Source organism: Acinetobacter sp. CAU_H_78 (genome assembly GCF_058599365.1).
Window position 1 is genome coordinate 547,141 of sequence record NZ_CM178652.1, and the last position, 18,312, is coordinate 565,452.

Consider the following 18,312-nt stretch of genomic DNA (forward strand, 5'->3'; position numbering starts at 1 on the left):
TTAAAATTGCTTTTGAATCAGCCTTTATGATCTTAAATTCCAAGCACTGTACATGGCTTGAATAATTTCCTTGGCTTGCTGGCGGGAAAACATCGATAAATGAATCCGGAATAATCTTAAACAGAGTCGGTCGCGCCAACTGGGCTGACAAAGAATAAAATCGAGAGTGCCATCCCGCTGATTAATTTGATGAGCGGGAAGTCTGGTTAGCCAACGTTTGGTACGGGCTTTAATTGAATCATATTGAGGATTGATAAAGCTATAATGGACGGCTTCACGATATAAACACAGGCTGATCCGGTAACCTGCCAAAGTGTAATAAATTGTCCGCGAGGTGATTTTTAGTTTAATGCTATATACCAAGAGCGATAGCATCAGGAAACCCAGCATATAGCCATAAAAGCTTGGAGACTCCTGCCATAAAAATACCAATCCTCGAATAAAACTGGAAGGAGGATCTGGAGTATGAAGGTATAAGGTCATCAAAATTCCAATGGGATAGCAAAGAAGGAGAAGTCCCATATGTTTCATCGTCTGGGCACTTTGATGAAACAGAATAATATCTGATGTGCTCATATTATTATTTTTATAATGAGTGAAAATTGAACACTTTCAAGCTTAAGGATTCTGTCCTAAAAAAGAAAGACCCATTCGGGTCTTTCTTTTGGCAGGTGATTAGCTTTGCTGCTCGTTAGATTCATTTTTTTCAGCTAACAGTTTTTTGCCAATCGGAATCTGACGAGGCAATTTTTCTTCCGGTACATTGCGCTGCAATTCGATTTTCAATAAACCATTTTCAAATTCAGCTTGTTGTACCTCTACATGTTCATCCAGTCTTAAAGACAATTTGAATGAACGGTGGGCGATGCCTTTATGCAGGAATTCCACAGTCGTATCTGAATTTTCTTCCACCGCTTTACCGCTAATGGTCAGAACCTGATTTTCCAGATTGATCTCTAGCTGGTCTTCATTGAATCCGGCAGCAGAAACCACAATGCGGTAATTGTTGTCGCCGGTTTTTTCAATGTTGTAATGTGGATAGTTCGGTGCCTCACTTTGCATTGCATAATCAAAAAGGTCATTAAAGCGGTCAAAACCGATACTACGACGGAATAGTGGGCTAAGACTGAAATTGCTCATTGATCTTACCTCCTGATCTCAGAAAAGTTTTTTAAACAACATGCAATTCTTCAATATGAACTCAGTGATTGGAAGCAATCTCCTGAATAGATCATTGCTCTATTTCTAATATAGGATTGAGGCGAAGCTTTTCAAGCCTCAAGATTTAAAAATATTTGAACCCATCTTGGGCTAAAAATAATGCTTTGAATTTAGCGATTTTACTGCTGAATCTATAACAAAATATGCGGAAGTAAGGCTTTAAATCATGCTATAACTAGATCAAATTTCAATAATGTCATGTAAAAACGAAAAGGTAACAGGTAATAACATGATTGATCTCTATTATTGGGGAACGCCCAATGGCCATAAAATTACCATCGCATTAGAAGAAATGGGCTTGGAGTATAAAATTTTCCCGATCAATATTCTGGAAAATGACCAGTTTCAACCTGATTTTTTTACGTATCTCTCCAAATAACAAAATTCCTGCGATTGTGGATCAGGATGGCCCGCGTGGTGAACCGATTTCAGTCTTTGAATCTGGCGCGATTCTGCAATATTTGGGTCGTAAAACTGGCCTGTTTTATCCGGATGATGAGCAGCAACGTGTTGAAGTTGAGCAATGGCTAATGTGGCAAATGGGTGGCTTGGGTCCAATGCTGGGGCAAAATCATCACTTTAGCCGTTTTGCTCCTGAGCGTATCCCGTATGCCACTGATCGCTATGTCAATGAAACCAAGCGTCTATACGGGGTTCTGAACAAACAGCTGATTGGTCAGAAATATGTAGCTGGTGAGTATTCGATTGCGGATATGGCTATTTTGCCATGGGTGCTACGTCATGAATGGCAGCAGATTGATCTGGCTGATTATCCGGAAGTACAGGAATATGTGACACGCCTGACTGCGCGTCCAGCGGTGCAAAGAGCGTTAGCAATACAGGTCAGATAAGTCTGGCCTTTGTGCTAAACTAGATAAAAGTAGATTAAACCACCTTTGGGTGGTTTTTTATTGGGTGAGTATATGAAAGATTTTTTCCTGAACTTTACTAAAATCGTGGAAACGAATCCTCGAATTTACTGGAGTATTATTTTCGGTATCGCAGCTTGTCTGCTGCTGTTCGTTGCTGAAATTGTGCATGTGGATCAGGTGATCAGTGCCTTGAATACCAAAGATCGTCAGATTTTAAATACAGCTCTTGAGCCGATCACCCAGAAATATCAATGGTCACGTATTTTGGTCATGGTTATGGCTATAGTCTGGGCGAATTGGGAATATCTTAAAGCCAAGAAAAAACTGGGTTTAAGCCGTTAGTCTCGGGATGTCCCTGTTTCTGCTCTTTCTTGCCGCTTTTGGTGCAGCCACTTTATTACCGCTGCAGTCGGAAGCGGTTTTGCTGGGTTTATTATGGCAAGGGAGCTATTCGGCGGCCTTGCTCATCATGATCGCAAGTGCTGGAAATATCTTGGGTTCCTGTGTGAATTGGTATCTGGGATTCAAGATTGAACAATATAAGCATAAAAAGTGGTTTCCAGTCTCTGAGCAGCAGATGCTTAAAGCTCAACGTACTTATCAGAAATATGGTTATTGGTCATTATTGCTGAGCTGGGTGCCGATTATTGGCGATCCAATTACGTTAATTGCCGGCTTGCTCAAGGAAAATTTTACCCGTTTTATCTTGATAGTCAGTATTGCCAAAATTGGACGTTATCTGTTTGTCTATTGGGCGTATGCGATGTTTTAAAAAAAGAGGCATAAAGCCTCTTTTTATTTGTATTCATCATTAGCGCGCAGGATTTTCCTGATTAAAGATCCTACGTGCATCAGAACTAAAAATTACTTTTCAGTCCCTTTGGTAATATCAACTCCAAACAGATCCTTGGTTCTCACCCAGCTGATGGCAACCACCAGTAGGGTCATGCTGCCACCAAACACTGTAGCCATAATCGTGCCCATATATTTCGCAGCCAGACCAGACTCAAAAGCACCCAGTTCATTACTGGATGAGACAAACATGCCGTTTACTGCAGCAACCCGACCACGCATATTATCGGGTGGGTAAATCTGTAAAATCGTTTGGCGAATCACTACTGAAATACTGTCACATGCACCAGTCATGGCAAGAGCAAACAGAGATAGCCACATCGAGTTGGAAAAAGCGAATAGCAAGGTAAAGACACCGAAACCTGCGACTGCAAGCAGCATATTACGCCAGGCATGTTGCGTAGGCGGAAAGCGGGTTAGGGCAATCATGGTTATCAGTGCGCCAATGGACGGGGCAGCCCGTAAATACCCCAAACCTTCCGGGCCAACCTTTAAAATATCCTCTGCAAAAATCGGTAAGAGGGCAATCACCCCACCAAACAGTACCGAAACCAGATCTAGGGAAATCGACCACAGTACAATTTTGCTGTTCCAGATAAAACGGAAACCATCGCCCAGACTATGCAGGACATTTTCAGTTTCAATTTTAGGAAAATCGCGCTTTTGCAGTAAGTTAATCAGAATAAAACAGATGCTGACCAGTACTGCGACAGTTAGAAGACTGGTTTCCCGACCTAAAAATGCCAGCATAAAACCACCGAGCATTGGTCCGATAATTACCCCACTTTGCCAGCCAATTGTGGTCCAGGTTGCACCATTGGCATAGAGTGCACGTGGAATCAGAAAGGGTTTCAGTGAAGTTGCTGAAGGATTATAAAAGCCACGAATGGTACCCAGACAGAAAATGACAGCATAAATTCCCCAAGATAATTGACTGGTGCCGAGGTTTCCCAAGCCGTGATAATGAAACAGTGACCAGAGAATGAGAGGCATCGGAATGGCGAAAAATAAACAGATTTTCATAATAGTCTGTTTATTAAAGCGATCCGCGACATATCCGCCCCATAAGGAGAGGGAAATAAAAGGAATGGCTTCTGCCAGACCAATCAGTCCTAAGGTTAGCGGGTCTTTGGTAATCTGATATAGAGAATAGGCAACAATAATTTCCTGAATCAGAATGGCTAAAGTCAGGCAAAACTGATTTAAGGTAACAATAGAAAAGTCTCGATAACGGAGTGCGGCAAACGCATCGGGCTGAATGTGCATAAAGAGCTGCAACTGAAAAAATTGACAAATTATAAAGTGATATCGCAAGCAGTATATAAATTCATCATTCAATTCTTATCGTAAAAAATGCTAAGTTTGCAGATTCATCAAGAAAAAAAGACTAGTGCTTTTGTTTTAAGCAAAGATGCATTAGAATATCGGCTCCCTTACCTGCAGGGCGTTCTTGCAATGGTGCAGACGTGCCGAACAGGTGTTCAAAAGAGGTTGTTATGCCTAAGATGAAAACTCGCCGTGGTGCAGCTAAACGCTTCAAAGCGACTGCTAACGGTTTTAAGCGTAAACAAGCGTTCAAACGCCACATTTTGACCAAAAAATCTGCTAAGCGTATTCGTCAATTGCGCGGCTGTGTAATGGTTCACGTAAGTGACGTTGCTTCAGTTCGTCGTATGTGCCCGTACATCTAAGGAGATTATAAATGGCTCGTGTAAAACGTGGTGTACAGGCTCATCGCCGTCACAAAAAAATTCTTGCTCGCGCTAAAGGTTACTATGGTGCTCGTTCACGCGTTTACCGCGTAGCGTTCCAAGCGGTAATCAAAGCTGGTCAATACGCTTACCGTGACCGTCGTCAGAAGAAACGTCAATTCCGTGCTCTATGGATTGCGCGTATCAACGCTGGTGCACGTCAAAACGGTTTATCGTACAGCCGTATGATCGCTGGCTTGAAAAAAGCTCAGGTTATCATCGACCGTCGCGTACTTGCTGACATCGCTATGCATGACGCAGTTGCGTTTGCAGCTCTAGCTTCTAAAGCTAAAGATGCGTTGGCTGCATAAGTCTTTATGACTTAGAAAAAAGACCGCTAAAAGCGGTCTTTTTTTATGCTTAAATAAAATCAGTGGGATCTTTGATTTTTTAAATCATTTATTTATTGATTTGGTGGAGATTAATTCTCCACCAAGCCAAAGTGATTATTTATTATAGACAATATATTTTATTAAAGCCCGAAATAGTAGCCAATCAGACAGATCACAATCGTGATCAGAATCAGTTTGATCACACTTGAAGCACCGGTTTTATGATGACTTTGTGGTCGTTCAGCTTTAGAGACTTTAACCGCGCGATCTTCAGTATTCATGCCCGCAAAAGGATCAGGCGCCACTTTAGGAGTGAGTTGTGCAGTTTTATAATGATTGGCCACTTTCACAATAAACTTGGCACTGATTTCATCGATTTTTTGTGCAAAGTGGCGCAGATTTAATTGCTGCTCTGGATTCAGTACCTGACCATCATCATTATAAGGGTGTTGAATCTTCGTCTGAATAAAATCACTTAATGCATCCAGACGGTACAAGGTTTGATGAGCATAATCAGATGAATAATCCGTTGGAATCAAAGCAAGATGACTCGGATTTTCTGCATGAGACTGAATCGTTGGGGTAGTACCGTAATAAGGCAAACCAGTATAAGCAGGCTCAGTGAATCCTTGAGCTAAATGATGTTCAAATAATTCCTGTTCGGTATAGGTATGAATATCATCCCAGTTTGGTTGTAGCAGATCAGCATCAATTCTTTTGGCCAGTTTACTGTTGAGTTCGTAACGCCAGAATACTTCATGACGTAAAGGCGACTGTTGGGCTTCCGGTGCTTCATAATCATTATCAGCGGTATACCATTCAGCCAGTTCCTTACCGATCATCCAGGCGGTTTTACCTTGAGCATGATGACTGATAATCACATGAGCCAAAGGAACCAGTTCGACATTGGCATTAGGGTTATTTTCATCTTCCAGCAAATGTGAAGAATGCAGACTGATCCTACGAACACCTTGCTTTTTCAGGCCTTCTAGCCAGATTTGAAAGTGCTGTGCCAGCAAATGCTGGGAAATCAGATCACGAAAAGTTAAATGGTGTTGATTAAAAATGGAGTGATTCAGCCAGCGGCTGAAACTGAGATCCTGAGTTAAAAACTCATTGCCATAAGTGACGAGGGTCAGTTGCTGTTTCCAAATTTGATCGAGTGCCATAGTGATTTGATCTGATTGATATTATGTTTATCTTATACTTTTTATAATTCATGATGCTATTCTAATTTTCATTAAAAGCGCACTTCATCAACTCGCCTAAAAACTGTTAGAATATGGGGTTTTTAAAAATATTTCTAACCTGTTGCTTTGAGAGTTACTATGTCACTGGAAGCCCTGACCACTGAAGCGCTCGCTGCGATTGCAGCAGCTCAAGACCTTGCTGCACTTGATCAAGTACGAGTGCAATTTACGGGGAAAAAAAGCCAGCTCGCGGAACAATCTAAGTCGCTGGGGAAAATGGATCCTGAACAACGTAAAGCGTTTGGGGCACAAATTCATGCAGTTCGTGAAGCCATCACAAGTGCTTTGACACAACGTCAGGCTGAACTGCAAAAAGCTGCACTAGAACAAAAGCTTGCTAGTGAAACAATTGATATTACCTTGCCCGGTCGTGGCCAACAGGTGGGCAGCATCCACCCAGTGACCCAAGTACAAGAACGTATCTGTCAATTCTTTACCAAAGCAGGTTTCACAGTAGCGACTGGTCCAGAAGTTGAAGATGACTATCACAACTTCGAAGCATTGAATATTCCAGGCCATCACCCTGCACGTGCCATGCATGACACTTTCTACTTTGATGTGAACCATCTGCTACGTACCCATACTTCGGGCGTACAGATTCGTACTATGGAAACCCAGCAGCCACCAATTCGTATCGTGTGCCCAGGCCGTGTATACCGTTGTGACTCTGACCAGACACATTCACCAATGTTCCATCAGATCGAAGGCTTATACGTTGCTGAAAATACCAGCTTTGCTGAATTAAAAGGTTTATTGGTAAACCTGCTAAACGAATTCTTCGAAAAAGATTTGAAAGTGCGTTTCCGTCCGTCTTATTTCCCGTTCACTGAGCCAAGTGCTGAAGTGGACATTATGGATGAGCGTGGCAAATGGTTAGAAGTTTTGGGTTGCGGTATGGTGCATCCAAATGTACTTCGCGCTGCGGGCATTGATCCAGACAAATACAAAGGCTTTGCATTTGGTTTAGGTGTAGAACGTTTTGCAATGTTGCGTTATGGCATTAATGACCTGCGTATGTTCTATCAAAACGATGTGCGTTTCTTACGCCAGTTTGCTTAAAGGATTTAAACCTCTCCCTGACCTCTCCTAAAAGGAGAGGGGCTGTCCTTATGTGACTCAGGGTTCTCCCCCTTTATAAAAGGGGGAGTTAGAGGGGGATTTAAAAGATTAATTTATAGGTTTTAAAGAAATGAAAATTAGCGAAAATTGGCTGCGCACATGGGTTAACCCAGTCATCGATAGCGAAAAACTGTCTGACCAGTTGACTATGCTTGGTCTTGAAGTGGATGAAATTGCACCTGCGGCAAAACCGTTTACAGGTGTGGTTGTTGGTGAAGTCCTGACAGTCGAACAGCATCCGGATGCAGACCGTTTACGTGTTACCACTGTAAACATTGGTTCAGGTGAGCCTTTGCAAATCGTGTGTGGTGCACCTAACGTACGTGCCGGTATGAAAGCGCCCGTAGCCACTATCGGTGCAGTATTACCAGGCGATTTTAAAATCAAGAAAGGCAAACTGCGTGGTGTTGAATCACAAGGTATGCTATGTGGCGCTTCAGAAATCGATCTTGAAGACAAAATTGATGGTCTGTTAGAGCTTCCTGCAGATGCACCAGTCGGTGTAAATGTTCGTGAATACTTAGACCTTGATGACAACGTGATTGATATCAGCATCACCCCGAACCGTGGTGACTGTTTCAGCATTCGCGGGATCGCACGTGAAATTGGTGTGATTAACCAGTTGCCGGTAACTCCATCTGAAATTAAAGAAGTAGCTGCAACCATCGCCGATCAAAAGCAAGTCGTTGTTGAAACTGAAGGTTGTCCACGTTACCTCGGTCGTGTGATCAAAAACGTCAATACCAAAGCACCAACCCCTGAGTGGATGGAACGAGCTTTAGTACGTGCTGGCATCCGTCAACACAGCATTTTGGTCGATATCACTAACTATGTATTAATGGAACTGGGTCAACCTCTGCATGCATTTGATGGTGGCAAGGTTCAGGGTTCAGTGCATGTACGTCAAGCCAAAGCAGGTGAAAAACTTGTTCTGCTTAACGAACAGGAAGTTGAACTGCAAGACGACGTGATGGTGATCGCAGATGCTGAAAAAGCATTAGCGATTGCAGGGATTATGGGGGGCTTGTCTTCATCAGTAACTGATGAAACTACTGAAATCTTCCTAGAATCAGCATTCTTCGCGCCATTGCATATTGCTGGCCGTGCCCGTCGTTTCGGTCTACATACTGATGCATCACAACGTTATGAACGTGGTGTCGATTTCGAATTGCCTATGATTGCAATGCATCGTGCTTCTCAGTTGATTGCTGAGCTTGCAGGCGGTGAGTTTGGTCCAATTATTGTAGCTGAAAAAACAGAGCTGTTACCAAAGCGTGAAGCGATTGAGTTAGAACAAGCGCAGGTCGATCAACTATTAGGTTATACAGTTGAATCAGATTTCATTACAGATGCTTTAACGCGTTTAGGCTGTAGCGTCACTGTAAAAGCTGAAGGTCAGTGGTCAGTGGTTCCTCCGTCACACCGTTATGACATGGCAATTTACCAAGACCTGATTGAAGAAGTTGCCCGTATTCACGGTTATGACAATATTCAAATCAGCTTGCCTGTGATCGATGTGAAACTGGCGAAATATGAAGACCAATTCGAACTGACTCAGCTTCGTCAAACAGCCGTAACCTTGGGTTATCAGGAAGCGATCAGCTTCAGTTTTGCCGACCTGAAACTGGAAAAACAGTTAAATCCAGAAGTCAATCCATTGGCTTTGGCGAACCCAATTTCAAGCGATTTGGCGGTGATGCGTTCAACTTTACTGTCTAGCCTGATTCCATGCGTACAGTACAACGTCAACCGTCAGCAGAACCGTGTGCGTTTCTTCGAACTCGGTTTGCGATTTGATTATCAGGATGCGGCTTCAATTCATGATCTGAAACAGATTCCAACTTTTGCCTTGATTGCTACTGGTTCACGTACGCCTGAAACTTGGCATGGTAAAGCGCAGTCAATGGATTTCTTTGACTTCAAAGGTGACATTGAGGAAATTTTGGCAGCTGCACGTCTGAATGTGGAATATGTGCGTTCTGAACGTAGCTGGTTACATCCTGGTCAATCTACTGAAATTCTAGTGAATGGTCAGTCAATTGGTTACTTAGGTCGTTTACATCCATCACTTGAAGATGAACTCGATTTGGCGACGACTTGGGTCGCTGAATTAGATCAATCGGCTGTTTTGCAAACTTATGTATCTAATTTTACAGAATTATCACGTTTTCCATCGGTTCGACGTGATATTGCGCTTTTAATTAGTGATAAGATTAATGTTAGCGAAATTCAGGGACTTATCGAAAAAACAGGTGGAGAGCTTCTAGGCTCGACATGGTTGTTCGATGTGTACACTGGACAAGGAGTAGAAGAAGGGAAACGCTCACTGGCATTTGCACTTCTCTGGCAGCATCCAAGCCGTACACTGGAAGATGCTGAAATTAAATCAGGTATGGATAATATCCTTCAGGTGTTGGAAAACACTTACCAAGCGACATTGAGGGCTTCATGACAGCATTAACAAAAGCAGAAATGGCTGATCATTTAAGTGAGCTCACGAGTTTAAACCGTCGTGAAGCTAAACAAATGGTCGAGTTGTTTTTCGACGAGATTAGCCAAGCGCTAATCTCGGGCGAACAAGTAAAATTATCGGGTTTCGGTAACTTTGAGTTACGTGATAAGCGCCAACGTCCAGGCCGTAACCCGAAGACGGGTGAAGAGATTCCGATTTCTGCACGCCGTGTTGTTACGTTCCGCGCGGGGCAGAAGTTCCGTCAACGTGTGGGGAATGAGCAGATCAATTGATCTGCTTTTTTTATACCTAAAATTTTTATTTATTACATAAAAAAAGAGAGCCAAAGGCTCTCTTTTTTGTACTGAATAATCGTAAAGATTATTGAGCAGCAGCTTCAGAAGCAGCAGCAGCGTCAGCAGCAGCGTCAGTAGCAACAGCAGCAGCAGCGTCAGCTTCAGCAACAGCGTCAGCTTCAGCTTCAGCAACTTCAGAAGTAGCTTCTACAGCAGCAGCGTCAGCAGCAGCTTCAGCTTCAGAAGCAGCTTCTACAGCTTCAGAAGCAGCTTGGTTAGCGTCAGCAGCAGCGTCGTCAGCTTTTTTAGCACAACCAACGAAAGCTAAAGTAGTAGCAACTGCAGCAGCAATAGCGATTTTTTTGAATAACATGGCATCACTCTCTAAAAAATTGAGATTAAAAAAAACCAAAGTCAGGCTGTAATATGCTTTTATTATTCCTAATAGTGTTAGGGACTAACAACGCAGGAGCAGTCTAACTGGTCTGCAAATATGCTATCACTGCGCATTTTTAATTGCTACTAGGGGAACATCAAAAACAGTGAAAAAACGATAAAAATTAAGGGTTTTTTAACAGAAAATAACAATTAATTGAAAGATATAGATTGGAGAAAGGCTTATTAAGCTTATAAAAATTATACAGTTATTTATCTGTTTATTTTAATAATCAAAAACTTAAAAATAAGTTTACAGATATCTCAGTACATTGTTTCATTGTGTAACATACGTCAACCATAAAAAAGGCCACCTTGAATGGTGACCTTTCCGATAATTTTAATTCGACGCTTTGCGTTTCATTTGATCAAAGAAATCATCATTGGTTTTGGTTTCTTTCATGCGGTCAAGCAGGAATTCCATCGCGACCAGTTCATCTTGGGTATGCAGAAGTTTGCGTAAAATCCAAACTTTACGCAGTTTGTCTTCGGACATCAAACGTTCTTCACGACGCGTACCCGATTTCTTTATATTCATCGCAGGGAAGACGCGTTTTTCCGCAATACGACGATCCAGCGTGATTTCCTGGTTACCGGTACCTTTGAATTCTTCGTAGATCACTTCATCCATTTTACTGCCGGTTTCAATCAGTGCTGTAGAAATGATAGTTAGTGAACCACCTTCTTCAATATTACGTGCCGCACCAAAGAAACGTTTTGGACGTTCAAGTGCATGTGCATCTACACCACCAGTTAATACCTTACCTGATGAAGGAATCACAGTGTTGTATGCACGTGCCAGACGGGTAATCGAATCCAGCAGAATCACCACATCTTTCTTGTGCTCGACCAAACGCTTAGCTTTTTCAATCACCATTTCAGCCACTTGAACGTGACGGGCAGGCGATTCATCAAAGGTAGAAGCGACCACTTCACCGCGAACGGTACGTTCCATTTCGGTGACTTCTTCAGGACGTTCATCAATCAGAAGGACAATCAGGAAACATTCAGGGTTATTACGAACAATCGATTGAGCGATGTTTTGTAACAGCATGGTTTTACCAGCTTTCGGTGGTGCAACGATAATTGAACGTTGACCTTTACCAATTGGAGCAACCAGATCGACCACACGTGCAGTTAAATCTTCAGTCGTACCATTACCAAGTTCCATCACTAATTGTTCAGTAGGGAACAATGGAGTCAAGTTTTCGAACAAGATCTTGTTACGTGAATTTTCCGGGGTATCGTAGTTAATCTGATTGACTTTAAGCAAAGCAAAATAACGCTCACCTTCTTTAGGCGGACGAATGGTTCCCGTAATGGTGTCACCGGTACGCAGGTTAAAGCGACGAATTTGTGATGGGCTGACATAGATATCGTCAGGACCTGCCAAATAAGAGCCTGCTGCAGAGCGTAAGAAGCCAAAACCATCTGACAAAATTTCTAGAACGCCATCACCAAAAATCTCTTCACCATTCATCGCATGGCGTTTTAAGATGGCAAAAATAATGTCTTGCTTACGGTTACGAGCCATACCTTCAAGGCCCATAAACTCGGCAATCTTGATGAGTTCGCCAATCGGTTTTTTCTTGAGTTCGGTTAAATTCATAGGTGGTCAGATAGAATCAAAGTTCTAAGGTATAGGTTAGAAAGGGAGTAACATTCGGCCGCATATAAGCATTCAAACGAAAGCAATTGAATTTGCACAAGAACAATTCAGAGGTCTGTTTGATTGTTTCAAAGAGAAATGTGAAAACAATTTCTATTGCCGAGCGGCATGTTATGTAATGTGTCTTGTAAGAAACTGACAGGATTTAGCATCCTTTATCTCTTGAAGTTGAAATATAAGAGAGAAACAGGTTTTTGTCAATTTATAGACGAAAAAAATACGCAACCTTTGGTCGCGTATTTTTACTATAGCATTTTATGCTTAGATGTTTTGATCAATAAATGCAGTCAATTTAGATTTTGGTGCTGCACCGACTTGAGTCGCTACCACTTCACCATTTTTGAACATCAATAAAGCTGGAATGTTACGGATATTGAAATTCACAGCAGTTTGTTCGCAAGATGTTACGTCAACTTTGACAATTTTTACTTTGCCTTGATATTCATCAGCCAATACTTCAAGTACAGGGGCAATAGCTTTACATGGCGCACACCAGCCAGCCCAGAAATCAACCAGTACAGGAACGTCTGATTGAAGAACGTCTGCTTCGAAGTTTGCGTCAGTAGTGTTTACGATGTTGCCAGACATGGAGTGCTCCAGAATTAATTTTATAAAGATAACTATAATTATTAGTATTACATAGCCATCTTTAACAATGTAGGGGAATCTGTAAATTTTCAAGCTTTAATGTTGTTTTGTCTAATGGATGATCACGATAGTCACCATCGCCTCATACAATTGTCCTATAAATGAAAAAAATAATTACGCGAAATTGTCCTGACAAATGGCTTTTAAATTGCATGGTTGTGAATTACTCTAAGCACAATTCTTAAAAGGTTTATTTCTAGAATGTCTGATTTTTTGATTGATGAAGAATTACTCGCAGCCATCGATATGGGATCAAACAGTTTTCATTTGGCGATTGCCCGGGTGGATCATGGCGAAGTGAAAAAAGTCGCATCAATGTCAGAAAAGGTTCAGCTTGCAGCGGGGCTAGATGAAAATAAAAATTTGACTGAAGCCGCGCAGCAGCGTGGTTTGGCTTGTCTGGCCCGTTTTGTCGGACGCTTGGGATCGGTACAACCGAACCGTTTACGGATTGTGGCAACGAATGCTTTGCGTCAGGCCAAAAATGGTCATGAATTTATTCAGAAAGCAGCTGAAATTTTACCAAAACCGATTGAAATTATTGCTGGTCGTGAAGAAGCACGTCTAATTTATCTCGGTGTGTCACATACCATGGCTAATACTGGTCGTCGTCTAGTAGTAGATATCGGTGGTGGTTCGACTGAACTCATCATTGGGGAAGAATTCGAACCCATTCATACCGAATCTGTGCAGATGGGTTGTGTGACTTTTACCAAGAAATTCTTTGCTGATGGTGAAATTACCCATAAAGCCTTTGATAAGGCAGTGACTGCGGCACGTAAAGAAATTTCAGGCATTGCCAATACTTATAAATCTGCCGGTTGGGATGCGGTGGTTGGTTCGAGTGGTACGATTAAGGCTTGCCGTCAGATCTGTGTCAACATGGGCTGGAGCAATGATAAAGAGCAGCTCACCCGTGAAGGTTTGGAAAAACTCAAAGACAAATTATTCAAATATAAACATGTTTCGGACATGGAATTTGAAGGTCTGAAAGATGACCGCCGTGCAGTTTTGCCTGCAGGAATTGCCATTTTATATGCGGTATTTGATGTGTTGAATATTCCGTATCTGGTGTATTCAGATGGCGCATTGCGTGAAGGCGTGATGTATGACCTCTTGGGTCGTTTCAAGCATGAGGATATCCGTGATCGTTCAGTCCATGCCTTGATTGGTCGTTATAATGCCGATGCCAAGCAGGCCGAACGTGTAGTGCAGACTGCACAAAAACTGTTTGATGATGTAGCAGGTGATCTTGGCCTGTATAGCGAGGACAGTGATTTACTTCGTCGTGCAGCTTATTTGCATGAAATCGGTTTGGCGATCAGTCATAGTGGTTATCACCGCCACGGTGCCTATTTATTGCAACATTCTGACATTGCCGGTTTTTCGCAGGTAGATCAAAATTATTTGTCACATTTGGTCGCACATCATCGCCGCAAATTGCGCGCTGATGCCAAGCATGATGTGATGAAAGTCGGCGGAACTAAACTTTTACAGCTATGTTTGTTACTGCGTCTGGCGGTTTTGGTCAATCACAGTCGTAGCGATGAGATGCTTCCTGCCATTGAACTTAAGGTCAAGAATGCGCAACAATGGCAGCTCAGCATTTCTGGTGATGCCAAACAATGGCCATTACTGATTGCTGAACTGCATGATGAACAGGTGCAGTTTAAAAATTGGGAGATCGAGCTCTCGGTTCAATCTGAACAATTTGTTAATTAATACCTTTATAGGGATGAAAACGGTTGACCTATGAAAAATAAAGCTACCCCATCAAAAGCATGGACGACAGTACAGATTGCTCGTCATCCGGAACGTCCACAATTTCTGGACTATGTAGGTGAAATATTCACTGAATTTGATGCTTTGCATGGCGACCGTCTCTATGGTGATGATGGCGCAATGATCGGTGGTCTGGCACGTTTCGATGGACAACCAGTGATGATCGTGGGTCAGCACCGTGGTCGTAGTACCCGTGAAAAATTACAGCATAATTTTGGCATGAGTAACCCGGAAGGTTACCGTAAGGCTCAGCGTCTGTTAGATATGGCGGAACGTTTTAATCTGCCAGTCTTTACCTTTATTGATACCATGGGTGCTTACCCAGGTGTGGGTGCAGAAGAGCGTGGTCAGGCTGAAGCGATTGCGTCAAGTTTGGCACAACTTTCTAATCTGAAAGTGCCTGTAATTGCCACTGTTCTGGGTGAAGGCGGTTCCGGTGGTGCACTTGGGATTGGCGTGGCAGATCGTGTGGTGATGCTCTCTCACAGTATTTATTCAGTGATTTCACCAGAAGGCTGTGCCTCAATTCTGTGGAAAACTGCAGAAAAAGCCGAACAGGCCAGTGAAGCTTTGGCATTGACTGCAGAAAAATTGCAAAAGATGGGCATTGTTGAATACGTCGTTGATGAAGGTGAAGGTGCACATCTGGATCCGGATGAAGTCATGTACCAACTGAAAGCAGTCCTGAAAGAAGCTTTAAATGAACTGCAAGCAATGGAACCACAAGCACGATGCGAAGCACGTTACCAGCGTTTAATGAAGTTTGGCAGCGACAATTTAGGTCTGGCATCTTAAAGCAACTGCAGGAATTTCCTGTAGAAACAAAATTTCTAATCGGATGCAGTGGCGGCGTGGATTCTATGCTGTTGCTGCATCTGATGTTTTTTTTGTGCTCGGAAAAAATCCGCGCGATCTATGTTGATCATCAACTGCAAAGTGTTAGTGCTGAATGGGGCACTTTTGTCCAGCATCAGTGTCAGCAACTAAATATTCCTTGCATCATTCAGCCCGTCCATATTGCCAGTGGTAATCTGGAATCTCAGGCTCGCCAATCGCGTTATCAAGCTTATCTACAGCATCTCCAACCTAATGAAATTCTGGTCTTGGCTCACCATCAGCAGGATCAGGCAGAGACTTTGATGTTGCGCTTACTTTCTGGGGCAGGGATTGATGGTCTGGCTGCGATGAAAGCGATCGATATCCGCCACGATTTAACCATTTGGCGGCCACTGCTGGATATTTCCCGTGAGCAGATTTGCCAATGGGCAGCAGATTTAAATATCCAGAATATTGAAGATCCGACCAATCAGGATACTCATTATGATAGGGCTTGGGCACGTCAGGTGCTATGGCCAGTATTAAGTCATCGTTACCCGAAAATGCAATCTGCCTTGGCACGTACTAGTGAACTGATGCAGGATGCACAAAATATTCTGCAAGAAGTATTGGAGCAGGATCTAAAACTCTGTGGCAATACCGAAATTCTCGATCTATCTTCATTCTCAAGTTTATCTAAAGCACGGCAGCGCCAGTTACTCTCGGTCTGGATGAAAGGCGAAGGACAATATCGTCCTTCTCTGGACATGGTTGAGCGTGTACAGGCTGAAGTAATTGGAGCGAAACAGGATGCTCAAGCAGCGCTGCATTGGTCGGGTTATTACTATGTGCGTTATCAGCAGCAGTTGCATCGCCTAAAAGCTGAAGTTTATCTGGCTAATCAACAATCGACTGTAGCTGAACAGCAGATCATTTTACAAAATAAAGATCAGGTTCATCTTCCTTCTGGTCAATTCGGGATTCAAAGGGCTGAGATAGGATTATCTCCCACCTTATTAGGCCAACCCTTGTATTTACGGCAACGGAAGGGTGGTGAAAAAATTCATCTCTATGGACGGGTGGGGCACTGGCCGCTCAAAAAAGCCATTCAGGAAGCGCAAATATTTCCCTGGACTCGGCATACTATTCAAATATTAAGCACAGATAATGTTATGCTAGGCGTGTTTACACCTAAAGGATTTTGGTTAGCTCAATCTGCATATTGTGAAGCAGGGGGGTGGCTACCCATTTCGGTTTCTTCAACTTTAGAATTCAACGACGAGCATTAAACATGAGTGCAGCTTTAAATTGTAATATTAGTTTTATTGGTGGCGGTAATATGGCTCAAGCCTTGATTGGCGGGCTGATTTCGCAGGGGTTGCCAGCGACGCGTATTACAGTTTCTGATCCGGTTGAGAAAGTACGCTCACTGCTTGCAGAAAAAGAAGTCAATGTCACCGATGATAATATTGCTGCTATTAAAGATGCAGATATCGTTCTGTTTGCAGTCAAACCACAGGTTTTAGCTGGTGTGTTAAAACCACTTCAAGGTTTACTTGATGGCAAGCTGGTGATTTCAATTGTTGCGGGTGCCGAGATTGCAACACTATCTGCGCTATTGGGTACTGACCGTATTGTCCGTGTGATGCCGAATACACCCGCATTGGTACAGACTGGTGCACATGGTTTATTTGCCAATGAAGAAGTCGGTAGTAATGACCGTGAGCTGGCGAGTCAGGTTTTGGCTTCTACCGGCCTGACAATTTGGGTAAACTCAGAAGTTCAGATTGATGCCGTAACTGCTGTGTCTGGTTCAGGACCTGCTTATTTCTTCTATATGATGGAAAGCATGATTCGTGCAGGCAAGAATTTAGGTCTGGATGAAAAAGTAGCCACTGCATTGACATTGCAAACTGCTTTGGGGGCAGCGCAAATGGCGATCACCAGTTCTAATACACCAGCAGAGCTGCGTAAGAATGTCACATCTCCGAATGGTACAACTCAAGCGGCATTGGAAGTATTTGATCGCGCGCAGATTTCTCAGAATATTCAGGCAGCGCTTGCTGCTGCGCAAAAACGTAGTCAGGAACTGGCCCAAGAACTCAGTGACAATAGCAAATAATCTTCAGTTTAATTTTTAGGAACGTTCAAGTATGGGTGCAAATTCTGCGCTAATTTTTGGCATTATCATTAACGTCGCGATTTTGCTCGTATTCTTCCGCTTTTTAATGCAATTGGCCGCGGTGAGTCCTTATAATCCTGTCGTTCTATCTACTGTCAAAGCGACTAAAATTGTAGATGTGTTTGGGCGTATTTTCCCAACTGCAGGTAAAGGCCGGGTGAATACTGCTGCACTGGCACTTTTGGTCGTGCTGTATTTGCTGAAAATTTTTGGCATCATGTATTTGTCTGGGGGAATGCCAAATGGTCCAATCCATTTGCTTATCTTGACCTTCGTCACCATGATGCAGGATTTGATCCGCTTCTGTCGTTACCTGATTTTTGCAACGATTATTTTGAGCTGGGTGGTGATGTTTACGCAATCCCGTTCACCTTATATTGAAGTGGTTCAGGAACTTGCAGAACCATTATTGGCACCGTTCCGTCGTATCATGCCGAATATGGGGATGATTGACCTGTCTCCAATCTTGGCAATTTTGGCACTGATCGTAATTGAAATGATTATGAACCAGGTGGCAATTGTGTTGCTAACTGGTCTTTAATCAAATCCCAAAGAAAAAGGACGCTTAGGCGTCCTTTTTTATTTCAAGAAAATTCCCTCTCCTTGTAGGAGAGGGTTAGGGTGAGGTCTATAAA

At 42.8% G+C, this 18,312-nt stretch carries 19 protein-coding genes and 1 pseudogene; 13 read left to right on the plus strand and 7 right to left on the minus strand.

Annotation, left to right across the window (positions count from 1 at the left end):
- Positions 1-24: 24 nt before the first annotated feature.
- Positions 25-576 (minus strand): hypothetical protein, encoded by a 552-nt coding sequence (locus AC4MCD_RS02680; protein ID WP_166135695.1) that lies wholly within the window; start codon positions 574-576, stop codon positions 25-27.
- Positions 577-675: 99 nt separating this feature from the next.
- Complete coding sequence (locus AC4MCD_RS02685) at positions 676-1,140, minus strand: Hsp20 family protein (RefSeq protein WP_004783582.1); 465 nt, start codon at positions 1,138-1,140, stop codon at positions 676-678.
- Between the two features lie 310 nt (positions 1,141-1,450).
- Here AC4MCD_RS02685 and AC4MCD_RS02690 point away from each other — a divergent pair.
- The 3 genes and pseudogenes from AC4MCD_RS02690 to AC4MCD_RS02700 all read left to right on the plus strand — a co-directional run bounded on the left by AC4MCD_RS02690 (position 1,451) and on the right by AC4MCD_RS02700 (position 2,865).
- A pseudogene (locus AC4MCD_RS02690) lies at positions 1,451-2,072 on the plus strand (glutathione S-transferase N-terminal domain-containing protein).
- Positions 2,073-2,144: 72 nt separating this feature from the next.
- Positions 2,145-2,435: a hypothetical protein gene (locus tag AC4MCD_RS02695; RefSeq protein WP_159123055.1), complete on the plus strand. Its 291-nt coding sequence runs from the start codon at positions 2,145-2,147 to the stop codon at positions 2,433-2,435.
- Positions 2,436-2,442: 7 nt separating this feature from the next.
- Positions 2,443-2,865 (plus strand): YqaA family protein, encoded by a 423-nt coding sequence (locus AC4MCD_RS02700; RefSeq protein ID WP_419365702.1) that lies wholly within the window; start codon positions 2,443-2,445, stop codon positions 2,863-2,865.
- Between the two features lie 92 nt (positions 2,866-2,957).
- Here the strand turns inward: AC4MCD_RS02700 and AC4MCD_RS02705 are convergent, their stop codons facing one another.
- Positions 2,958-4,211, minus strand: coding sequence for an MFS transporter (locus AC4MCD_RS02705; RefSeq protein WP_491876552.1), 1,254 nt, complete (start codon positions 4,209-4,211; stop codon positions 2,958-2,960).
- Positions 4,212-4,441: 230 nt separating this feature from the next.
- Here AC4MCD_RS02705 and rpmI point away from each other — a divergent pair, with 230 nt between their 5' ends.
- Both rpmI and rplT read left to right on the plus strand, forming a co-directional pair.
- A complete protein-coding gene (rpmI, locus tag AC4MCD_RS02710) occupies positions 4,442-4,636 on the plus strand; it encodes a 50S ribosomal protein L35 (protein WP_004278281.1) in 195 nt (64 codons plus the stop codon).
- A gap of 11 nt (positions 4,637-4,647) precedes the next feature.
- A complete protein-coding gene (gene rplT, locus AC4MCD_RS02715) occupies positions 4,648-5,007 on the plus strand; it encodes a 50S ribosomal protein L20 (RefSeq protein ID WP_004647525.1) in 360 nt (119 codons plus the stop codon).
- Between the two features lie 161 nt (positions 5,008-5,168).
- Here rplT and AC4MCD_RS02720 read toward each other — a convergent pair whose 3' ends face one another.
- Positions 5,169-6,197 (minus strand): hypothetical protein, encoded by a 1,029-nt coding sequence (locus tag AC4MCD_RS02720; protein WP_491876553.1) that lies wholly within the window; start codon positions 6,195-6,197, stop codon positions 5,169-5,171.
- A gap of 159 nt (positions 6,198-6,356) precedes the next feature.
- Between AC4MCD_RS02720 and pheS the strand changes: the two genes are divergently transcribed.
- From pheS to AC4MCD_RS02735, 3 genes are all read left to right on the plus strand, one after another.
- A complete protein-coding gene (gene pheS / locus AC4MCD_RS02725; protein ID WP_034703065.1) occupies positions 6,357-7,337 on the plus strand; it encodes a phenylalanine--tRNA ligase subunit alpha in 981 nt (326 codons plus the stop codon).
- A 130-nt stretch (positions 7,338-7,467) separates the two neighbouring features.
- Complete coding sequence (pheT, locus tag AC4MCD_RS02730) at positions 7,468-9,849, plus strand: phenylalanine--tRNA ligase subunit beta (RefSeq protein ID WP_491876554.1); 2,382 nt, start codon at positions 7,468-7,470, stop codon at positions 9,847-9,849.
- Positions 9,846-10,142 carry an integration host factor subunit alpha gene (locus tag AC4MCD_RS02735; RefSeq protein ID WP_004783565.1) on the plus strand — a complete coding sequence of 99 codons (297 nt, stop codon included), beginning with the start codon at positions 9,846-9,848 and terminating at the stop codon, positions 10,140-10,142. The genes pheT and AC4MCD_RS02735 overlap by 4 nt, the downstream gene beginning before the upstream one ends.
- An 88-nt stretch (positions 10,143-10,230) precedes the next feature.
- On the opposite strand, the gene AC4MCD_RS02740 is transcribed toward AC4MCD_RS02735, so the two are convergent.
- The 3 genes from AC4MCD_RS02740 to trxA all read right to left on the minus strand — a co-directional run bounded on the left by AC4MCD_RS02740 (position 10,231) and on the right by trxA (position 12,837).
- The gene (locus AC4MCD_RS02740; protein WP_491876555.1) at positions 10,231-10,518 is read right to left on the minus strand and encodes a hypothetical protein; all 288 of its coding nucleotides are present in this window, start codon (positions 10,516-10,518) and stop codon (positions 10,231-10,233) included.
- A gap of 402 nt (positions 10,519-10,920) precedes the next feature.
- A complete protein-coding gene (gene rho / locus AC4MCD_RS02745; RefSeq protein ID WP_004783562.1) occupies positions 10,921-12,189 on the minus strand; it encodes a transcription termination factor Rho in 1,269 nt (422 codons plus the stop codon).
- 321 nt (positions 12,190-12,510) lie between these two features.
- The gene (trxA, locus tag AC4MCD_RS02750) at positions 12,511-12,837 is read right to left on the minus strand and encodes a thioredoxin (protein WP_005233946.1); all 327 of its coding nucleotides are present in this window, start codon (positions 12,835-12,837) and stop codon (positions 12,511-12,513) included.
- Positions 12,838-13,098: 261 nt separating this feature from the next.
- On the opposite strand from trxA, the gene ppx reads away from it, so the two are divergent.
- From ppx to AC4MCD_RS02775, 5 genes are read left to right on the plus strand one after another with little or no spacing between them, the layout of a single operon-like run.
- Entirely contained in the window at positions 13,099-14,619 is a 1,521-nt protein-coding gene (gene ppx, locus AC4MCD_RS02755) for an exopolyphosphatase (protein WP_491876556.1), read from the plus strand.
- A gap of 30 nt (positions 14,620-14,649) precedes the next feature.
- Entirely contained in the window at positions 14,650-15,474 is an 825-nt protein-coding gene (locus AC4MCD_RS02760) for an acetyl-CoA carboxylase carboxyltransferase subunit alpha (protein ID WP_004783557.1), read from the plus strand.
- On the plus strand, positions 15,411-16,784 hold the full coding sequence (gene tilS / locus AC4MCD_RS02765; RefSeq protein ID WP_491876557.1) for a tRNA lysidine(34) synthetase TilS: 1,374 nt from the start codon (positions 15,411-15,413) through the stop codon (positions 16,782-16,784). The genes AC4MCD_RS02760 and tilS overlap by 64 nt, the downstream gene beginning before the upstream one ends.
- A gap of 2 nt (positions 16,785-16,786) precedes the next feature.
- Complete coding sequence (gene proC / locus AC4MCD_RS02770; protein ID WP_491876558.1) at positions 16,787-17,617, plus strand: pyrroline-5-carboxylate reductase; 831 nt, start codon at positions 16,787-16,789, stop codon at positions 17,615-17,617.
- A 31-nt stretch (positions 17,618-17,648) separates the two neighbouring features.
- Entirely contained in the window at positions 17,649-18,218 is a 570-nt protein-coding gene (locus AC4MCD_RS02775) for a YggT family protein (RefSeq protein WP_004783550.1), read from the plus strand.
- The last annotated feature ends 94 nt before the right edge of the window (positions 18,219-18,312 follow it).